This is a genomic window from Cytobacillus sp. C11.1 (assembly GCF_058145115.1).
Genome location: NZ_CM176935.1, coordinates 3,698,045 through 3,712,500, shown reverse-complemented (window position 1 = coordinate 3,712,500; position 14,456 = coordinate 3,698,045). Strand labels below are relative to the sequence as shown.

Genomic DNA, 14,456 nt, shown 5'->3' with positions numbered 1-14,456 from the left:
CAATGGAGGCAAAAAAAATCAAAGAAGCGATCCAGCATCGCAAGCTGATTGATGTATTACTTGATAGTAATCTCCATGCAGATCTGGTTTTAAGTGGCGGGTATTTTATCAATGTTATAACCCGTGAAATCTATGAAGCAGATGTTGCCATTAAGGGTGAGTATATTCTTATGGCCGGGGATGCAAAAGAGTTAATTGGACCGAAAACAAAGGTTGAAAATGTAAAAGGAAAGTTTATCTGCCCGGGCTTTATTGATTCACACATGCATTTTGAAAGTGCCATGCTTACATGCACAGAATTTTCCAAGCTCTCCATTCCGACTGGAACAACTACTTTAATTGGGGACCCTCACGAGATTGGCAATGTTCTTGGTGTAAAAGGCATGCAGGCAATGATAGAAGAAGCAAAAACTCTTCCAAACAGGGTATTATTTACTGTACCTTGCGCTGTGCCGGATGCCCCGGGCCTTGAAACTTCAGGATTTGATGTGACATCGAAAGATATGAAGGAGCTTCTCTCAGATGACTATGTTCAGGGAATCGGCGAAATTCAAAGTTTCAGTAATATTAAGCCGGTATACGAACATGCTCCAGAACTGATTGATGATCTTGTTGCTGCAGTTTCTTATGCAAACTCGATAGGGAAAACTGTAGAAGGAAATGCCCCAGGGCTGTTTGGAAAAGAATTGGCCGCTCATATCATAAGCGGAGGAACACATGTGTCTTGCCATGAAACGACCACGAAAGAAGAAACAGTGGAAAAGCTTCGTTATGGTGTGAGCGTATTTATGCGTGAAGGCTCTTCACAAAGAAATATGGCAGATTGCATTCGTGCCATAACGGAAGACGGACTTGATTCAAGAAGAGCCATACTTGTTTCGGACGATATGGTTCCTGCTGATTTATTAAATTATGGCCATATGAACGATATTATCCGTCGTACGATTGCTGAAGGAATTGATCCAGTTGAAGCCATCCAAATGGCAACGATCAATCCTGCCACACACTTTGGATTTAAGGATGTGGGGGTTATTGCTCCTGGTAAAAGGGCGGATATAGTGGTTATAAGCGATTTAACTAGTATGACCGTTGACCAGGTTTATCTGGCTGGTAAAAAAGCGGCCGAAAAAGGCGGGCTAACAATGGAGATTGCTCCTTACATATATCCGGAAAGTGTAAAAAAGTCAGTGAAGCGCAAGCCGGTTACTGTTAAGGATTTGGCAATTGAAGCAACAGGTACCCGTGCCAGGGTGAGGGCGATTGAAGCGATCCCTTATCAGAATTTAACAGGGGGTCGTGAATTCACCCTAAATGTGAAAGAAGGCATTGTCCAGCCATGCCTGCAGCAGGATGTACTTCCGCTTCTTGTAGTGGAGCGGCACGGGAGAACAGGTAAGATCGGCAAGACGTTCCTTCACGGTTTTGATCTGAAAAATGGAGCTATTGCCGAAAGTGTAGCTCATGATACACACAACATTATTGTAACTGGCACAAATTATGAAGATATGGTAACTGCCGTCAATCGCGTAATCGCCATGGATGGCGGAATTGCGATGATTAAGGACAGCAAAGTTGTAGGCGACCTACCTTTAAGGATCGGCGGTTTAATGACAGATGAATTAACCGGCAAAGAAATGAGTGAGAAGGTAGACGAATTATCTCTGCTTGCTAAAGAGGTGCTGGGCTGCGGTATGGATGTTCCGTTTATGCACTTGTCTTTCTGGTCACTTGTCACAAGCCCTATATGGAAAATAACTGATATGGGCTTAATTGATGTAGATAAATTTGAAATTATTCCGACCATTATCAATTGATCATAAAAGCGGCACTCCCTGCCGCTTTTCATATATAAACAAAATTTTATTCTTATTTAAAGGAGGAAAACCATGGGAGTTAAACTAGTCGATTTAACACAGGAAATTTATCAAGGAATGCCTGTCTTTCCCCTCCACCAAAAAACAATGATATTCCCTAATATCTCCCACGAGGAAAGTGAAAAGCAAATTGGCTTCATGTTTGCTACCAATAATTTATTAATCAACGAACACGGTCCTACCCATAGTGATGCAACATATGAATACGACCCAAACGGGCAATACATTGATGAAATGCCGCTTGAATTTTTTTATGGGCCTGCTGTTTGCCTCGATGTTTCGCATGTTCCGCCTGACCGTTATTTAACAAGCAGAGATCTGGAGTGTGCTCTTCGGAGTTCGCAGCAGTTTATTGAGAAAGGCGATATAGTTCTCCTTTACACAGGCCATTACAACCGTTCATATGGAACTGAAGAATGGCTTACAACCTATACAGGGCTCGATTACCAGGCGGCTAAATGGCTCGCTGAAAAAGGTGCTGTAAATATTGGCATTGATGCGCCAGCAATCGACCATCCGGATGATCCAAAATATTCTGGCCATCTTATTTGCCGGGAATATGGAATAACCAATACTGAAAATTTATGTAATCTTGATCAAGTTGCAGGCATGCGGTTTTTATATTTTGGCCTGCCGCTCAGGATCCGAAAGGGCACTGGCTCTCCAATAAGGGCTGTAGCTGTATTTATTGAATAGGCTTTTTTAAAGTTCAAATTTGTTCTTGGCAGCCTGTTGATTGGAGCGCAAAGGGCGTGAGATCCTCTAAAATGCATCGCACATTCTACGTGCTGTGTTAGTTCAAGGATGCTTAATCAAGGTCCTGCGGGAGAAGCGAGTCAAAGGGAGACCACGAAGACGCACGCGCGAGGAGCGTCGGACCGCCCGCAGTTACACTGAGCACCTGATGCTGAAATCAACAGGAAGGTTTAATAGAGCTCTTAAATAATAACCAAAGGAGGAGATCACTTGGGAGAAGTTTTTAAAAAAGATAAAATTCGAGAGGAAATCATTATTCCTCCTTATGAAGGCAGAAGTGCCAGGCTATACAAAGGTGAGGAACTGATTGTTATTGATATGGAAGGTAAACAGGTGGGCGATTTTGTCTGTTTCAGCTATGATGACCCGTCCGAGCATGTATCTCCCGTACATATGCGGGCATCGTTAAGCAGCATCCGGTTAAAAACGGGCGATTTGCTTTATAGCAATCGGCGCCGCCCGCTGATGCAGCTGGTTGAGGACACGGTCGGAAAACATGATTTCTTTTTCCCAGCCTGCGATTATTACCGTTATAAAGTGGATTTCGGCAAAGAAGACCATCCGAATTGCCATGACAATCTTGAAAGTGCTTTGAGAGCTTTCCACATCCATCCCGCTATTATCCCAGATCCTATCAATCTGTTTATGAACAATGTGCTTGATGATTTGGGCGATTATAAAATTGCAGAGCCCCTGTCCAAACCGGGTGACTATGTCAGGCTGAGAGCACTTTGTGATGTGGTTATCGCCTGTACCACTTGCTCGCAGGATATGGCACCTGTAAACGGATTTAAGGTTTCCCCGTTAAAAATGCAAATAGTGGAGGCGGATTGATGAATGACATCCAATTTCTTCAGCAGCTCCTCCAAATCGACAGCTCCAATCCGCCAGGAAATGAACATCGAGTTACAGAAGCATTTATAGCCCGATGCAAAGAAAAGAGTCTTCCATATAAAGTTACTTTTCTTGATAAGAACAGAAGCAATTTTGAGGTAACCCTTCAAGGGAAAAGCGATAAACAGCTATTTTTATGCGGCCATATGGATACCGTTTCTCCAGGTTCAGGTGAATGGAATTACTCACCGTTTTCCGGTGAAATCGTGGATGGGCGGATCTATGGGAGAGGCGCATCTGATATGAAAAGCGGTCTGGCTGGGATGTTTTTGGCATTGGAAGAAATGTTCCTTACCGATGCTATTCCTCCTGCCACTGTTACTTTTCTCGCGACAGCCGGCGAAGAAGTTGATAGCTGCGGGGCAAGAGCATTTTTAAAAGATAATGAAAAAAGAAAGATTGATGCGCTTGTCATTGCTGAACCAACTGATGAAAAAATTGTGATCGGTCATAAAGGAGCCCTCTGGCTCGAAATTACCACATTTGGAAAGACCTCGCATGGCTCTATGCCGGAACAGGGAATCAATGCGGTTGATCATATGCTTAAGGTCATCCAAATACTGAATGAAATGAAGGTTGGATGGAGGGCTGAGAAAGAACCCCTCGGACAGAGCAGCCTTGCGGTGACCATGATTGAGGGCGGAGTGCAAACGAATGTGATTCCTGATAAGTGCAGGATTAGAGCAGATATTCGTACAGTTCCTCCCCAATCCCATTACAGCTTTACTGAATTGCTGAAGAGGAAGCTGGATCTGTTAATAGAACAAGATGAAATTTTCCAATATCGTGTTGATACAATATTGGACCGTCCGTCTATATTCACACAGCCTTCGGAAGGTATCGTTCAAATAGCTCAAATGTTAAAAGGAGGATCCAATACAGACCATTTCGGCGTCTCTTACTATACAGACGGGGCTGTCCTGAATCCCAGAAGTGAAATTCCGACTCTAATCTACGGTCCTGGAGACGAGAAGCTGGCCCACCAGCCGAACGAATGGGTAAGCATAGAAGCTTACCGGCGGTCTATCCAATTTTACAAACAGCTTATATTGAATTACGGCAAACAAAAGGTTATACAGTCAAGCCCACTTCAAGGAGGCGGAGTATAATGAGCAGCATCCTGATCAAAAATGCCGAAATCGTTACAATGAATGCAAAAGAAGATATTCTCTTCGGGGATCTCTATATAGTGGATGACCGAATTGCAGACATAGGGCCAAACTTAAACGTTTTTGCTGATAAAGTAATAGAAGCTTCAGGGAAAACAGTCATCCCCGGTTTTATTCAAACACATATCCACCTCTGCCAGACCTTATTCCGCGGGCAAGCTGATGACCTTGAATTACTGGATTGGCTTAAACAAAAAATATGGCCGCTCGAAGCCTCCCATGACGAAGAATCCATCTATTACTCTGCTATGCTTGGAATCGGAGAGCTGCTGCAAAGCGGTACGACAACTGTGGTAGATATGGAAACGGTCCATCATACTGAATATGCTTTTCAGGCTATTGCTGAGAGCGGTATTAGGGCTCTCGCAGGCAAGGTCATGATGGATAAAGGCGATGAGGTTCCCGTTCTATTAAGGGAAAAGACGTCAGAATCCATTCAGAACAGTGTGGATCTTCTGGAAAAATGGCATAATTATGACAACGGCCGCATTCAATATGCGTTTTGCCCTCGCTTTGTGGTTTCTTGTACAGAAGAATTACTTACAAACGTTAGGGATCTTTCAGCAGGCTACAATGTTAGAGTCCATACACATGCATCTGAAAATGCAAATGAAATCCTGCTTGTTGAAAGAGAATATGGAATGAGGAATGTTGTTTATTTGGACAGCATTGGACTTGCCAATGACAGGCTGATTCTGGCCCATTGTGTTTGGCTTGATGAGGAAGAAAAGAGAATTATTAAACAGCGGGGAGTGAAGGTAAGCCATTGTCCGGGTTCCAATTTAAAGCTGGCATCGGGTGTCGCAGAGGTTCCTTCACTGTTAGAGCGGCAGGCATTTGTCAGTTTGGGGGCGGATGGCGCTCCATGCAATAATAATCTCGATATGTTCAACGAAATGCGATTGGCAGCAATTATTCAAAAGCCTGTTCATGGACCAACAGCCATGAATGCTCGTACCGTATTCAAAATGGCAACTATTGGCGGAGCGAAAGCGGTTGGCATGGAGGATGAAATCGGAAGCCTGGAGCCGGGCAAGAAAGCGGACCTTGCTATCCTTAATTTGAATGATTTTCATGTTTATCCTTCTTTTGACATTGATACAATTTCAAGAATCGTATATTCCGCAACTCGAGCAGATGTGGAGGCAACCTTAGTAAACGGAAAAATTTTGATGGAAAATAGAAAGCTGAAAACGGTTGATAAAGATATTGTGTTAAAAGAAGCGAACACAAGCATAAAAAGGCTAATCAATAGACTGGAAACAGTGTTATACTAAACGGTTCTCGGCTGATAAACAAATCAGCCGATTTTTTTTATGGTAGGCTCTGTTAAATTTGCCTGTTGATTTCAGCACGAGGCACTCCCTTTCCGCGGGCGGTCCGACGCTCCTCGCCGCTTTGCTCCCGGGGTCTCCCTTTGATCGCACTCCCGAGTCTCAGTACAGCGATTTTATATCTTTGCATGATACTATTTTTCCAAATACATATTATTCAGGAAAAGAAATTATTGAAAAAATCAATGATATACAAAAGGTATATACAGCAGCGGATAAAAATGGTTTTAAAGGCTATCTGTATGCAGAATACAATTCTGAGGAAAAGGAAGGAAGTATTGAGTTTATAGGAGTGAACGAAACATGCCGCCACGCCGGAATCGGAAGGCATTTGCTCGATATGGCAGTATCAGACCTCTTTTTTCACCATGATGCGCTTGTTATAAAATTATGTGCAGGCACAACCAATGAAAAGGCATTATCCCTATATAAAAAAGCAGGGTTTAAAGTAGAGTGGGGATTGAACTTTTATTTAAAGAAAATTGAGGCATCAAAGCAATAAGTTAGTACACTTTAGAATTTTTAGGTAAAATAAATATAATCAATCAGATTTGGGAGGGAATTAAATGGCTATTGAAAATCCAAGCCGGGAAGAAATCGGCGTTCTTTTAAAAAAGTCAAAGCGGATTGCAGTTGTCGGTTTAAGCGGAAATCCCGAACGCACATCTTTTATGGTTTCCGAAGCAATGCAAAATGCAGGTTATGAGATCATCCCGGTGAATCCAGCCGTTGATGAAGTTCTTGGCGTTAAAGCCGTTTCAAGTCTTAAAGAGATAGAGGGACATATTGATATCGTAAATGTTTTCAGGCGCTCCGAGTTTCTTCCGGAGGTTGCAAGGGAATTTGCAGAAATTGATGCAGATATCTTCTGGGCTCAGCTGGGTGTAGCAAATCAGGAAGCATACGATTTTCTTAAGGAAAAGGGATACACTGTCATCATGGACCGCTGCATTAAAGTTGAACATGCGCTAACGAAGTAAAATCGGCATGAGGTCTTAAAAAGATCTCATGTTTTTATTTTTTATAAGAAGCCCGTAAATAAAGGGTTTAGCTAATGGAAATAATCTTTAAAAATCCCGTAAGACTCAAGAACTTATTTGCCAAAACCAAATAAATAGATAAAATAAAGCATAGACCTTATTAATTTATATGGTAAAATATGAGTATAGAACACCTGTTCCTGTATCGGGGATTTTATGATTTTATAAAGGAAATTCGGTTTATGAGCCGAATACTTATACGGGTGTTCTAAAGCCGCACTTTTTCGCGGTCAGTGTTGCTGCAAGAAATGAAAGGGGTATGTTCGTGGCAAAAAATCAGGAAGCTTTTGACTACAATGATGATGCCATACAAGTACTCGAAGGGCTGGAAGCAGTAAGAAAGCGCCCTGGGATGTACATTGGAAGTACGGATGCAAGGGGTTTGCACCATCTTGTATATGAGATTGTCGATAACGCTGTTGATGAAGCGCTGGCAGGTTACGGGGATCATATCATTGTCAAAATACATAAAGACAATTCAATAAGTGTTCAAGATAAAGGCCGCGGTATGCCAACCGGGATGCACCGGATGGGCAAACCAACGCCTGAAGTTATATTGACCGTTCTACATGCCGGGGGAAAGTTCGGCCAGGGTGGCTATAAAACAAGCGGAGGGCTGCACGGTGTCGGTGCCTCGGTTGTTAACGCCCTTTCCGAGTGGCTGGTTGTAAAAATTAAGCGGGACGGATTTGTATATGAACAGCGGTTCGAGCATGGCGGAAAACCGGTTACCACTCTTGAGAAAGTAGGCAAGACAAACCAATCGGGCACAACAATCCATTTTAAGCCGGACCCGACGATTTTCTCCACTACTACTTATAATTATGAGACACTATGTGAACGTCTTCGTGAGTCAGCGTTCCTTCTTAAGGGAATGAAAATTGAGATCCTAGATGAACGGAATGATTTTCATGACGTTTTTCATTATGAAAACGGCATAGAGGCTTTCGTTCAATATTTAAATGAGGAAAAAGATGTCCTTCACCCGGTAGTAAGCTTTGAAGGAGAAAGCAATGGAATTGAAGTCGATTTCGCTTTTCAATTTAATGACGGCTATTCGGAAAATGTATTGTCCTTTGTCAATAACGTCCGGACAAAAGACGGCGGAACACATGAAGCGGGTTCAAAAACAGCAATGACTCGCGCCTTTAACGAATATGCTCGAAAGGTGAATTTGTTAAAGGAAAAAGATAAAAATTTGGATGGAGCCGATATCCGTGAAGGTTTTACCGCTATTGTCTCTGTTCGGGTGCCTGAGGAGCTTTTGCAGTTTGAAGGACAGACGAAAGGCAAACTCGGAACAAGCGAAGCACGCTCGGCTGTTGATTCTGTTGTTTCTGAGCATTTGTCTTATTTTCTTGAAGAAAACCCTGAGACAAGCTCCCTATTAATCAAAAAAGCAATCAAGGCCTACCAGGCCCGAGAAGCTGCCCGCAAAGCACGTGAAGAAGCCAGGAGCGGAAAAAAACGGAAAAGATCAGAAGCGGTACTATCAGGCAAACTGACTCCAGCCCAATCACGCAATCCGCAAAGGAATGAAATATATCTGGTAGAGGGAGACTCCGCTGGCGGATCAGCTAAGCAAGGAAGGGATAGACGGTTCCAGGCTGTGCTTCCGCTTAGAGGTAAAGTTATTAATACAGAAAAAGCGAAGCTTCAGGATATCTTTAAAAATGAAGAGATTAATACGATTATCCATGCCGTCGGCGCAGGTGTTGGAGCTGATTTTAATCTGGATGATGTCAATTACGATAAGGTAATCATCATGACAGATGCCGATACAGATGGAGCCCATATACAGGTGCTGCTTCTCACTTTCTTTTACCGTTATATGAAGCCTCTTCTTGAAGCTGGTAAAGTATTTATTGCTCTTCCTCCTTTGTATAAAGTCAGCAAAGGATCAGGCAAAAAAGAAGTGGTTGAGTATTCCTGGAGTGATGATGAACTTCAGGACACCATTAAAAAAGTCGGTAAAGGCTATATGATTCAGCGGTATAAGGGTCTTGGCGAAATGAACGCAGACCAGTTATGGGAAACGACGATGGATCCTGAAACACGAACGCTTATTCGCGTGAAGATTGACGATGCAGCAAGGGCGGAGCGCCGGATTACAACATTGATGGGCGATAAGGTAGAACCGCGCCGCAAGTGGATTGAATCTAATGTTGCCTTCGGACTTGAAGAAGACGGCAGCATACTTGAAAATGAAAATATTTCTGTTTTAGAGGAGGAGGCTGAATCATGAGTTCTGCAGAAAAATTCCGCGACCTTCCTCTTGAAGATGTACTGGGTGACCGTTTTGGCCGCTACAGTAAATATATTATCCAGGACCGTGCACTACCTGATGCGCGTGACGGGTTAAAGCCGGTTCAAAGACGTATTTTATATGCTATGCATGTTGAGGGGAATACCCAGGATAAAGGCTTCAGAAAGTCAGCAAAAACAGTAGGAAACGTAATCGGCAATTATCATCCGCATGGTGATACATCTGTATATGATGCTATGGTGCGGATGAGCCAGGATTGGAAGGTTCGAAATCTTCTCGTTGAAATGCACGGGAATAACGGAAGCATAGACGGAGATCCACCGGCAGCGATGCGTTACACAGAGGCAAGGCTTTCTGCCATTTCATCTGAATTGCTGAAGGATATCGAAAAAAGGACAGTTGACTTTATCCCTAACTTTGACGATACATCCAACGAGCCAACAGTCCTGCCTGCCAGGTATCCTAACCTGCTTGTCAATGGTTCCACAGGAATCTCAGCGGGGTATGCAACTGAAATTCCGCCTCACCATTTAAATGAAATCATTGACGGTGCTATTTTGCGTATGGACAAACCGGACTGCTCCATTGATGAACTGATGGAGCATATTAAAGGACCTGACTTTCCTACCGGAGGCATTATCCAGGGCGTTGACGGCATTAAAAAAGCCTACGAAACAGGCAAGGGAAAAATCATTATCCGCGGAAAATCTGAATTTGAAGACCTGCGCGGCGGGAAAAAGCAAATTGTCATCACCGAGATTCCTTTTGAAGTGAATAAAGCCAATCTCGTGAAGAAAATTGATGAATTCCGCCTGGACCGTAAAGTGGAAGGGATTGCTGAGGTCCGCGATGAAACGGACCGCACAGGTCTCCGGATCGTCATAGAACTGAAAAAGGATGCGGATCCTGAAGGCGTTTTGCATTATTTATACAAAAACAGCGATTTGCAGATAACCTATAATTTCAACATGGTAGCCATTCACAACAGGCATCCAAAATTAATGGGTCTCAGGGAGCTTTTAGATGCCTACATCAGCCACCGCAAGGAAGTTGTAACCCGCAGGTCACAGTTTGACCTGCATAAGGCAGAAGCACGCCAGCATATCGTAGAAGGCTTGATGAAGGCACTATCTATTCTGGATGAGGTAATTGCGGCCATCCGTGCTTCCAAGGATAAACGGGATGCGAAAGATAATTTGATTGCCAAGTTTGAGTTCACAGAGCCACAGGCGGAAGCCATCGTTTCCTTACAGCTATATCGCTTGACAAATACAGATATAACGGCTTTGAGAGCAGAGGCTGAAGAGCTTGCCAAGCAGATTCAAGAGCTGAAGGCCATTCTGGAAAGTGAGAAAAAGCTTTACTCAGTGATTAAAAAGGAACTTAAAGACGTTAAAAAGCAATTTGCTGATGAACGCCGCACCAGAATTGAGGCGGAAATTGAAGAAATAAAAATCAACCTTGAAGTGCTGGTGGCAAGTGAAGATGTCATCGTCACCGTTACAAAGGAAGGCTACGTCAAGCGTACAAGCCAGCGATCCTTTGCCGCTTCAAACGGGCAGGATTTCGGCATGAAGGATTCCGACAGGCTGATTGCCCAGCTGGATATGAACACGACCGATGTTCTCCTTGTATTCACGAATAAAGGAAATTATTTATACTGTCCGGTGCATCAGCTGCCAGACATACGATGGAAAGATCTTGGCCAGCATATTGCCAACATCATACCGATAGATCGGGATGACTCCATTGTACGGGCAGTTCCTGTAAAAGATTTTGAAACCGAGGCTTTCCTGCTCTTTATGACGAAGAATGGAATGGTGAAAAAAACAGAGCTGAAGCAATATAAAGCACAAAGGTATTCCAAACCGCTCGTTGCCATTAATGTAAAAGGCGATGACGAAGTTCTGGATGTGTATCAGACTGGTGGCACGAAGGAAATTTTCCTTGCCACTCATCAGGGGTATGGGCTTTGGTTCCATGAGGAAGAAGTAAGTATTGTCGGTGCCAGGGCGGCCGGAGTGAAAGGGATAAATCTCAAAGACGGCGACTTTGTAACCGGCGCCCAGCTCATTGAAGATCCAAAGGAACAGGCTGTAGTCATTGTTACACAGCGTGGATCCATAAAGAAAATGAAACTAAGCGAATTTGAGCGTACTTCCCGCGCCAAGCGCGGGGTGGTCATGCTTCGTGAATTAAAATCCAACCCTCACCGCATTGTTGGAACAGTCATAATAAGAGGCAGCGATGATATATTCATTGAAACTGAAAAAGGACATGTAGAAGCTGTCAAAGCTTCTGCTATCCGCTTTAATGACAGGTATTCCAATGGATCGTTCATTATTGATGAATCCGAGAGCGGAAAAGCTAAATGTATTTGGAAGAGGGAAGATCGCCAAAATCACAACGGGCAAGCAACAGAATAAGGCAATAAAGTGACCCCTGCATTTGCAGGGGTTTTTATTTGGAAAAGGAGAGGAACCTTGTCATGTAGTGTATAAAAAACTAATAAAAAATTATATGAAAACGTTTAAGGAAACATTCGGTTGGGAATCAAATACTTGGTGTTTTACAGAGTAATCAGGCGTATTTAATGATTTATAAGCATCTGGAATGAATATACGGCTTGTCTATTAAAAATTCTTCTGATAGATTAGAAAAGGTATTGTTTTTGTAAAATAGTAAAATGCCAAAATTCAAAAATTAAAACTAGGGGGAAAAGCATGGATTTATTCTTACAAGGCTTAAATTCAGCCGTAGGCTTTCTAAATGATTTAGTATGGACTTATATCCTAATTGCAGTATTAGTCATCTTAGGCCTTTATTTCAGTGTTAAAAGCAATTTTGTACAATTTCGTTACTTTGGAGAAATGTTCAGAATACTCGGAGATAAAAGAATGGTATCTGCGGAAGGCAAACGTGGAATATCTTCTTTTCAGGCTTTCACAATCAGTGCTGCATCCCGGATTGGCACCGGTAACATGGCAGGAGTTGCTACTGCCATTGCAGCCGGCGGACCAGGTGCAGTTTTTTGGATGTGGGTTATCGCCTTTCTAGGCGCAGCTTCCAGTTTTGTAGAGAGTACCTTAGCTCAGATTTATAAGATTAAAGATAAAGATGGCTTTAGAGGCGGCCCTGCTTATTATATGGAAAAAGGGCTAAATAAACGCTGGATGGGCATTCTGTTTGCTGTTATTATCACTTTCTGTTTCGGACTTGTTTTTAATTCAGTCCAATCAAATACAATTTCATTAGCTTTCAATGAAGCGTTCGGAACAAGCCGCTTAACGATTGGTTTGATTCTTGCTGCATTAACTGCAATTATCATTTTTGGTGGTATTAAGAGAATTGCCTATGTATCACAGGTGATTGTTCCAGTTATGGCAGTGATTTATCTAATTGTTGCTATTGTCATAGTTGTTATAAATATTACTGAAGTGCCCAACTTAATTGCGACAATCGTGAAAGGCGCATTCGGCATGGACCAGGCATTTGGCGGAGCAATGGGCGCTGCTGTTATGATGGGGATTAAAAGGGGCTTATTTTCAAATGAAGCAGGTATGGGCAGTGCTCCTAATGCGGCTGCAACTGCTGCTGTCACACACCCTGTTAAGCAAGGGTTAATTCAAACTCTAGGTGTATTTGTAGATACGATTTTAATTTGTTCTGCGACTGCATTTATGATTATCCTTTCAGGTGCATACACAACTCCTGATTTATCTGGAATACAGTTAACACAAACTGCTTTATCATCACATATTGGCTCTTGGGCACCTATTTTTGTTGCTGTTTCAATTTTCCTGTTTGCCTTCAGTTCAGTAATCGGAAACTATTATTACGGTGAAACGAATATTGAATTTATTAAAGAAAGCAGATTAGCTATATTCATATACCGCCTGGGAGTAATCGGCATGGTTATTTTCGGTGCGTTGGTCGACTTGGCTACTGTTTGGGGCCTTGCTGATTTATTCATGGGCATTATGGCGTTAATCAACTTAATTGCCATTACAATGCTTGGAAAGATTGCCTTTGCCGCACTTAAGGATTATAAGGCCCAGCGAAAAGAAGGAAAAGATCCGGTATTCTATTCTGACTCTATCCCTGGAATTAATGGAATTGAATCATGGGAAACAAAAGAAAGTGCTTTAAAGAAAAAAGGTAAATAAGTATTATATGGTAACCTCCTATCCATTGTGATAGGAGGTTTTTTTATACTTTCTTACATTAAATTTCCATTCATGGGGAAACTAACAAAAAAATAGGGGAGGATTCATTATGAAAAAGGAATTGCTCTTTGCGTTTGCTGCTTTCTTTTTTATGTCTTTATCGGCCATAACAGGTGTTTACGCTGGTGAAGAGGAAGAAAAAAACATTACGATCTCTAAAGATAAAGTAGATGTGTCCGGTGATAAGAAGGAGGATACGGTTTACATAAAGGGTGTCTATTATGAAGAGGGGGCTGCTTTTTTAAAGGAAATCGTTTTGGAGATAGCGGCCTCTGACGGGAAAACTTACAAAACAGAACTTGCAGGCGGATATGAACCACAGATACAATTTGAAGATTTGAATCGTGATGGCATCAAAGAAATGTATATCAGCATTCCGACAGGTGGAAGCGGGGGATTATCCAATTTTTATTTCTATTCCTTAAAAGATTTCATATTAACTGACTTAACGGTACCGAGCCCCTTAATAATCAATAGCCAATTTGAAAACGGTTATAAAGCATCTGTTAGCATTCAAGATACAAATTTCATTAAAAATCTTTATTTCGTCTCACTATCTTAAGTATACTTAGATAATGAGACCTTTTATTTTGCTTTCGTTATTACTTCCTATAATATATATTATGTAAACTAGAAAATAAATATATTAAGGTTATTAAATATTCCCCTATCCTATATAAAATTCTCCCTTTAGGAGTATGAATCTTCGGCTTAATAATTGATGTATGAGCTAATTCCCTTTTATGGTCTGGAATTGCAGCAAATGATTATAGGATTGCTCCGCTAATCAACAATTCTAGTCATTCCTTTTGGCATTATTAATAAATGCCATATTTTTCTATAGGTGAACTCATTTATCTCCCATGATTCAACTGTTTTATAAGCTATTTGCGAATC

General features: G+C 42.1%; 11 protein-coding genes. All 11 read left to right on the top strand.

The window, feature by feature from the left end; translation table 11 throughout:
- The first annotated feature begins 2 nt into the window (after positions 1–2).
- The 11 genes from ade (at position 3) to AC3ZVC_RS18390 (ending at position 14,121) form a co-directional block, all read left to right on the top strand.
- On the top strand, positions 3–1,814 hold the full coding sequence (ade, locus tag AC3ZVC_RS18440; RefSeq protein WP_490064650.1) for an adenine deaminase: 1,812 nt from the start codon (positions 3–5) through the stop codon (positions 1,812–1,814).
- Between the two features lie 72 nt (positions 1,815–1,886).
- Entirely contained in the window at positions 1,887–2,570 is a 684-nt protein-coding gene (locus AC3ZVC_RS18435; protein ID WP_490064649.1) for a cyclase family protein, read from the top strand.
- 270 nt (positions 2,571–2,840) lie between these two features.
- The gene (locus tag AC3ZVC_RS18430) at positions 2,841–3,464 is read left to right on the top strand and encodes a DUF1989 domain-containing protein (protein WP_490064648.1); all 624 of its coding nucleotides are present in this window, start codon (positions 2,841–2,843) and stop codon (positions 3,462–3,464) included.
- A complete protein-coding gene (locus AC3ZVC_RS18425) occupies positions 3,464–4,633 on the top strand; it encodes a M20 family metallopeptidase (protein ID WP_490064647.1) in 1,170 nt (389 codons plus the stop codon). Before AC3ZVC_RS18430 ends, AC3ZVC_RS18425 begins: the two co-directional genes overlap by 1 nt.
- Positions 4,633–5,970 (top strand): 5'-deoxyadenosine deaminase, encoded by a 1,338-nt coding sequence (locus tag AC3ZVC_RS18420; RefSeq protein WP_490064646.1) that lies wholly within the window; start codon positions 4,633–4,635, stop codon positions 5,968–5,970. The genes AC3ZVC_RS18425 and AC3ZVC_RS18420 overlap by 1 nt, the downstream gene beginning before the upstream one ends.
- A gap of 181 nt (positions 5,971–6,151) precedes the next feature.
- Complete coding sequence (locus tag AC3ZVC_RS18415) at positions 6,152–6,529, top strand: GNAT family N-acetyltransferase (RefSeq protein WP_490064645.1); 378 nt, start codon at positions 6,152–6,154, stop codon at positions 6,527–6,529.
- Between the two features lie 64 nt (positions 6,530–6,593).
- Positions 6,594–7,007, top strand: a complete 414-nt coding sequence (locus tag AC3ZVC_RS18410) for a CoA-binding protein (protein WP_490064644.1) — start codon at positions 6,594–6,596, stop codon at positions 7,005–7,007.
- 325 nt (positions 7,008–7,332) lie between these two features.
- Complete coding sequence (parE, locus tag AC3ZVC_RS18405; protein WP_490064643.1) at positions 7,333–9,312, top strand: DNA topoisomerase IV subunit B; 1,980 nt, start codon at positions 7,333–7,335, stop codon at positions 9,310–9,312.
- The gene (gene parC / locus AC3ZVC_RS18400; RefSeq protein ID WP_490064642.1) at positions 9,309–11,759 is read left to right on the top strand and encodes a DNA topoisomerase IV subunit A; all 2,451 of its coding nucleotides are present in this window, start codon (positions 9,309–9,311) and stop codon (positions 11,757–11,759) included. Before parE ends, parC begins: the two co-directional genes overlap by 4 nt.
- Before the next feature lie 297 nt (positions 11,760–12,056).
- On the top strand, positions 12,057–13,499 hold the full coding sequence (locus tag AC3ZVC_RS18395; RefSeq protein ID WP_490064641.1) for an alanine/glycine:cation symporter family protein: 1,443 nt from the start codon (positions 12,057–12,059) through the stop codon (positions 13,497–13,499).
- 109 nt (positions 13,500–13,608) lie between these two features.
- Positions 13,609–14,121: a hypothetical protein gene (locus AC3ZVC_RS18390; RefSeq protein WP_490064640.1), complete on the top strand. Its 513-nt coding sequence runs from the start codon at positions 13,609–13,611 to the stop codon at positions 14,119–14,121.
- The last annotated feature ends 335 nt before the right edge of the window (positions 14,122–14,456 follow it).